The sequence below is a fragment of the Caloramator sp. genome (genome assembly GCF_020054765.1).
GTDB lineage: Bacteria > Bacillota > Clostridia > Clostridiales > Caloramatoraceae > Thermobrachium > Thermobrachium proteoclasticum.
Genome location: NZ_JAIHAO010000073.1, coordinates 1 through 5,538, shown reverse-complemented (window position 1 = coordinate 5,538; position 5,538 = coordinate 1). Strand labels below are relative to the sequence as shown.

The 5,538-nt window shown below is 35.2% G+C and carries 6 protein-coding genes; 1 reads left to right on the top strand and 5 read right to left on the bottom strand.

The window, feature by feature from the left end; translation table 11 throughout:
• Positions 1-206 precede the first annotated feature (206 nt).
• From JG776_RS12465 to sdaAB, 3 genes are all read right to left on the bottom strand, one after another.
• Complete coding sequence (locus JG776_RS12465) at positions 207-317, bottom strand: RCKP-type rubredoxin-like domain-containing protein (RefSeq protein ID WP_341465373.1); 111 nt, start codon at positions 315-317, stop codon at positions 207-209.
• A 107-nt stretch (positions 318-424) separates the two neighbouring features.
• Positions 425-1,297, bottom strand: a complete 873-nt coding sequence (gene sdaAA, locus JG776_RS12260; protein ID WP_291967935.1) for an L-serine ammonia-lyase, iron-sulfur-dependent, subunit alpha — start codon at positions 1,295-1,297, stop codon at positions 425-427.
• Between the two features lie 14 nt (positions 1,298-1,311).
• The gene (gene sdaAB / locus JG776_RS12255) at positions 1,312-1,983 is read right to left on the bottom strand and encodes an L-serine ammonia-lyase, iron-sulfur-dependent subunit beta (protein WP_291967933.1); all 672 of its coding nucleotides are present in this window, start codon (positions 1,981-1,983) and stop codon (positions 1,312-1,314) included.
• A 193-nt stretch (positions 1,984-2,176) separates the two neighbouring features.
• On the opposite strand from sdaAB, the gene JG776_RS12250 reads away from it, so the two are divergent.
• Entirely contained in the window at positions 2,177-2,440 is a 264-nt protein-coding gene (locus JG776_RS12250) for a hypothetical protein (RefSeq protein ID WP_291967932.1), read from the top strand.
• 42 nt (positions 2,441-2,482) lie between these two features.
• Here the strand turns inward: JG776_RS12250 and JG776_RS12245 are convergent, their stop codons facing one another.
• Together JG776_RS12245 and JG776_RS12240 are read right to left on the bottom strand one after the other, a co-directional pair.
• Positions 2,483-3,829, bottom strand: a complete 1,347-nt coding sequence (locus tag JG776_RS12245) for a TldD/PmbA family protein (protein WP_291967930.1) — start codon at positions 3,827-3,829, stop codon at positions 2,483-2,485.
• Positions 3,830-3,840: 11 nt separating this feature from the next.
• The gene (locus JG776_RS12240) at positions 3,841-5,223 is read right to left on the bottom strand and encodes a TldD/PmbA family protein (RefSeq protein ID WP_291967928.1); all 1,383 of its coding nucleotides are present in this window, start codon (positions 5,221-5,223) and stop codon (positions 3,841-3,843) included.
• Positions 5,224-5,538 lie beyond the last annotated feature (315 nt).

The following is a 5,538-nucleotide window of genomic DNA, read 5'->3' as shown; positions in this document are numbered from 1 at the left end:
CTACCCTCGCGATGCCATCGTCCTGATGGCCGCTCGGCTCGGCACGTCCTGTGCCGAATTACGGACTTTTTCAAAGTCGAAAAGCTAAGAATTGCTAAAACTCACTAAAGAGCCCATTGAAATCCATTCATAGGACTTTTTCATAATTTAGCTAACAAGTAGGTTTGTCAACAATCTCAAAAGGTGCTGGGCACCTTTTGTTTATTTTATTGCTGCTTTTCAAATTTTTCCTTTGTTGCACCACATTTTGGACATTTTTGAGGTCTGCATCTTCCTTCCTTTGTTTCTCCACATACTGTACATTTCCAAACAGCCATAACACACCCCACCTTTTGTATAATTAAGAGCGGAAATTCCACTCTTATTATAATTCTAATTACATTTTTTGTATCTGTCAATAATGATTCTCTTTTAAATATAATTATTATTCACCTAATATCTGTTTCCTCAATTTTATTCCAGTTGGGGTTGCTGCAATTCCTCCAAGTGCAGTCTCCCTTAATACCTCCGGAAGTGCCTTCCCTACCCTATACATCGCCTCCACAACTTCATCAAATGGAATAATGCTTTTTATTCCTGCAAGTGCAAGCTCTGCTGAAATTAATGCATTTACAACTCCAGATGCATTTCTTTTAGCACAGGGTGCCTCAACAAGGCCTGCTATTGGGTCACATACAAGTCCCATTATATTTTTTAATGCTATTGAAGCTGCGTTAAGGCACATCTCTGGTGTACCACCAGCCATTTCTACAATAGCTGCTGCTGCCATAGCAGCTGCTGCACCACACTCTGCTTGACAGCCTCCTTCTGCCCCAGATACTGTTGCATTCTTTGCAATAATCTGACCTATACCTGATGCCGTAAATAGGGCATTTACAATCTCATCTTCAGTTTTGTTTAACTTTTCTCCCGCTGTAATTAATGCAGCAGGTAAAATTCCACAAGATCCAGCCGTTGGTGCTGCAACTATTCTTCCCATAGCTGCATTTACCTCAGAACAAGAAAGAGCTCTTGCCATTGCCTTTACTACTGTATCACCACACAATGTATTTCCATTTTTTCTATAATCCTCAAGCTTTTTTGCATCTCCACCAATGAGTCCACTTACTGATTTTACTTCCTTATCAAGTGCCTCCTGTGCAGATGATTTCATCACCTCAAGAGCCCTTTTCATCTTTAATACTATCTCTTCTCTACTTATGCCTTGAAGCTCTACTTCATTTTCAATTACAATCTCATATATTCTACACTTTTTAGAATTTGCCAGATCCATTAATTCTAAACCTGTATTGTACATAACTTAACCTCCAATTACTTTACAGGATTTATAGCCTTTGCTGAAATAATATTTTCTACCTTTTCAATAACCTTTAAAACATATTCACTTATCTCAGCATCTGTTTCAATTATCATAAGAGCCTCTTTACCCTTTGCTCTTCTTGTAACCCTCATAGTAGCTATATTAATATTTTGACTTGCTAAAATAGCAGTAACCGAACTTATCATACCCTTAACGTCCTTTTGCTTAACAATAAGTGTTGGATAGTCTCCTGTAAACTCTACCTTGTCTCCATTTATTTCTGTTATTATTATATTTCCTCCACCAATAGATGAACCCACAACCTCAAATTTAGTTCCATCCTCTTTATAAAAAACAATTTTTACAGTATTAGGATGAACATCACCTAAATCTGCCTCAATAAATTCTATTTCTATTCCCTTTTCTTTAGCTATATCTAAAGAATACTTAAGTCTATCATCATAGGTTTCCATTCCAAGTACACCTGCAACAAGTGCCCTATCTGTTCCGTGTCCACGATACGTCTTTGCAAAGGATCCGTGTAGATAAAATACTACCTTTTTAAAATTATCTCCTGCAATAGACATTGCAACCTTCCCAAGTCTTGCAGCTCCTGCTGTGTGCGAACTTGATGGTCCAACCATTATAGGTCCAATGATATCGAAGGAACTTAAACTACTCATACTATCTTCCTCTCTCTTAAAATTCGACATTATTTTCACTATAATTTTATCATTTTATTAATTTTTAAACAATAGAAATTTAAAATTCTTTCTAATTTTTATAAGAAGAGACAGTTGCAAATAAATTTGTTTAACAAAATTTAAATTATATTAATATTATATACTGTAAGTCAAATTAGGAGGTATTATTTTAATGAACCCTTTTGATATGATTCCAACAATGATTATGCCAAATATGGTACCTATTATTGTAGATATCGAAGATGACGAAGAGGATAGACAAAAAGGTAGTTTTGAAGGAAAAGGACAATTTAATGAGGTAAATAGAATACTAAACAAAATTGAAAAGAACAACCCTGAAATATTTGTACTGCTAAAAATGTACAATATGCCTTATCCTGTTGCAAGAAGACTTGTGAGAAGAATAATAAGGCTTACATTAAATTATCAAAAATAAATTTGAATAAGTGCCAAGAGACTTGTCTTGGCACTTGTAATTTTATTTTCCTGACACATTGAGTTCTTTAATTATAATGCTTGGGCTTCCATAACTTCCAAGTCCAACTGGGAGAGCAAGTTCGAAGTCAGAAAGTACCTCCTCTATTTCATTTAAAACGTTATAGAAATTACCTGCTACTGTTATCTGTTCAACTGGTTTTGTAATTTTTCCATCTTCCACAAGGTATCCCTCTGCTGCAAGTGAAAAATCACCTGAAACAGGATTTGCCCCAGAATGAAGCCCTTGAAGGCTTGTTATAATAAGCGCCTTTTCTTGCATTTTTATTGCTTCTTCATACCCTAAAGTACCCTTTACAATATACATATTAGTAGGTGCAACTACCACCGGTGATTTATAGGTTGATTTAAATCCATTACCAGTTGATTTTACTCCATCTTTTTTGGCTGTCTTTATATCATAAAGAAAAGTTTTTAAAACACCATCCTTAATAACTTCCTTTGTATATGTTTCAACCCCCTCATCGTCAAAGGAGCAACTTAAGGGGGCATCCTTTAAAAATGGGTCGTCTAATATGGTTATTTTATCGGATGCAATCTTTGTGTTTAATTTTCCCTTTAAAAGCGAAAATCCCTTCTGCACTGAATCTGCTGAAAAAACAGATGAAAATGTTGCAAGTAGTGTTGCTGCTGCATCACGTCTTAGTATTACCTTATATTTTCCTGATGGTATACTTTCTGCACCAAGGGAATTAATTGCCTCGTCACAGGCCTCTTTTACTAATTTTTCGAAGTCTATTTTATTGTAGTTAGTTGTTACCTTAAAGCTGCTTCCACTTTTTACATCATCCTTATCCTTTGCAACAACTGCAATGTATGCTACACCTACACCGCCGTCTTCTTCTAAGTTAAGTCCCTTTGTGTTTACTATTTTTCTTCTTCCTTTAGTAGTTTCTACAAGGCAATAATTTACAGAATCAATCCTTGGATCATATTCCTTTGCTCTTTTTTCCATAAACATTGCATCATCAATTTTCCTTTTTGCATCAATGTCAACATTAACATCCTGTTCAATTTGTTTGTATTTACCTCCTTGATAAAATTCAGGAAGTACATCTGTTTGTGTTTCCTTTGCATTGTTTTTGGCATTTTTAATTAGAAATTCTATATCTTCTTCATCAAACTTTTCTGAATATGCATAACCAAGCCTTCCATCATAAATAGCTCTAAGGGAAATTCCTTTATTTTTATTTACATTATACTTATCTACCTCTTGATTGTATATATTCACCTCAAAGCTATCAGAATCTATGTAATATACCTCCATATCACTAAAACCTTCTTCTCTGCCCCTTCTAAAAAGCTCTTCAATAAACTTATTAAGCTCCATATTATCACCTCCTATTTTCTTCCACCAACTGTCATCTTCTTAACTCTAATCATAGGTTGACCTACATTGGCAGGAACGCTTCCACTTACCGAACCACACATTCCTTGCCCTAATTCCAAATTATTTCCAACCATATCAATATCAAGTAAAACCTCAGAACCCTTTCCTATAAGTGTAGCTCCTCTTACTGGTCTATCTATTTTTCCATCCTTTATTAAATATGCCTCATTTACAGCAAAGTTAAAGTCTCCTGTTACAGGATTTACCGAGCCTCCACCCATATATTTTGCATATAGTCCATACTCTGTTGACTTTATTATCTCCTCAGGTGTTTTATCTCCCTTTGCAATAAATGTATTTGTCATTCTTGAGGTTGGTGCATACTTGTAGCTCTCACGCCTGCTATTTCCTGTTGGTTTCATATTCATTCTTCTTCCATTTAACATATCTATCATATATCCCTTTAATATTCCATTTTCAATTAAAACATTTCTTTGTGTTGGATGTCCTTCATCATCAATATTTGATGAACCCCAGGCATTCTGAATAGTTCCATCATCTATTGCAGTTACTACCTCTGAAGCAATCCTTTGACCAAGCTTTCCTGAAAATACTGAATGTCCCTTTGCAACTGATGTAGCCTCAAGGGAGTGTCCACACGCTTCGTGGAATATAACACCTCCAAAACCATTATCTATTACAACAGGCATAACACCAGAAGGGCAAAGGTCTGCGTGAAGCATTGTTACTGCAATCCTTGCTGCCTCCTTTGCGTGCCACTCTATATCAACATTATCAAAGAATTCAAACCCCATAAGCCTTCCTGGGCCAAAGAATCCTGTTTGATTTTCATTTCCATCAGAAGCGACAGCCTCAATAGCCATCCTTGTTCTTATTCTCCTATCCTCTGCAAATAATCCCTCTGAATTTGCAATTAAAACCTTTTTATCGTTATCTACATATCTAACTGAAACCTGTACTATTTCACTACTATAATTTTTTGCAATGCTATATGCCTCTTTAACCTTTGAAACCTTTTTCGAAATATCAACTGCACTTGGAACTATAGATATAGGATGAGCATTTGTGTAATCAAGCTTGATAAAGTCTCTACTTTCTACATTTTTAACACCAGTTAATGCATAGGACGCATCCCTTGCTATCTTTAAAAGTCCTTCCCTTGATAAATCATTTGTATATGCATAAATACATTTAAAACCTGATAAAATTCTAACCCCAGCACCATAATCCTTCCCAGACAGTACACTTTCAACCTTACCATCTGTCATATATACAGTATTTAAATCATTCTGTTCTATGTAAATTTCTGAAAAATCTCCACCTGTCCTTAATGCTTCATTTAAAACTTCCTGTAGTATTGATTTTTCTATCATCCTTACACCTCCCATTATTATATTATCCTAAATTTTACAGGTAATACCTATATATTAACATTTATATTATTTAAATTCAATTATAATAGCAAAAAATAAAAGAGCAAAGGAACTTAAGATTATTGACAATCTCATTTATTAGCTAAAGTATAAAAAGCCCCATAAAAGGATTTTATTTGGCTCTTTTATGAGCTTTAGCAATTCTTGCTTTTCGATTTTGAAAAAGTCCGTAATTCGGCACAGGACGTGCCGAGCCGAGCGGCCATCAGGACGATGGCATCGCGAGGGTAGGACTTTTTCAAACAAAGAAAAGCT

Excerpts from the sequence above, each read along its gene's own strand:
- JG776_RS12240 (WP_291967928.1), bottom strand. The coding sequence starts at position 5,223 with ATGATAGAAAAATCAATACTACAGGAAGTTTTAAATGAAGCATTAAGG.
- sdaAB (WP_291967933.1), bottom strand. The coding sequence starts at position 1,983 with ATGAGTAGTTTAAGTTCCTTCGATATCATTGGACCTATAATGGTTGGA.
- JG776_RS12245 (WP_291967930.1), bottom strand. The coding sequence starts at position 3,829 with ATGGAGCTTAATAAGTTTATTGAAGAGCTTTTTAGAAGGGGCAGAGAA.
- JG776_RS12465 (WP_341465373.1), bottom strand. The coding sequence starts at position 317 with ATGGCTGTTTGGAAATGTACAGTATGTGGAGAAACAAAGGAAGGAAGA.
- sdaAA (WP_291967935.1), bottom strand. The coding sequence starts at position 1,297 with ATGTACAATACAGGTTTAGAATTAATGGATCTGGCAAATTCTAAAAAG.
- JG776_RS12250 (WP_291967932.1), top strand. The coding sequence starts at position 2,177 with ATGAACCCTTTTGATATGATTCCAACAATGATTATGCCAAATATGGTA.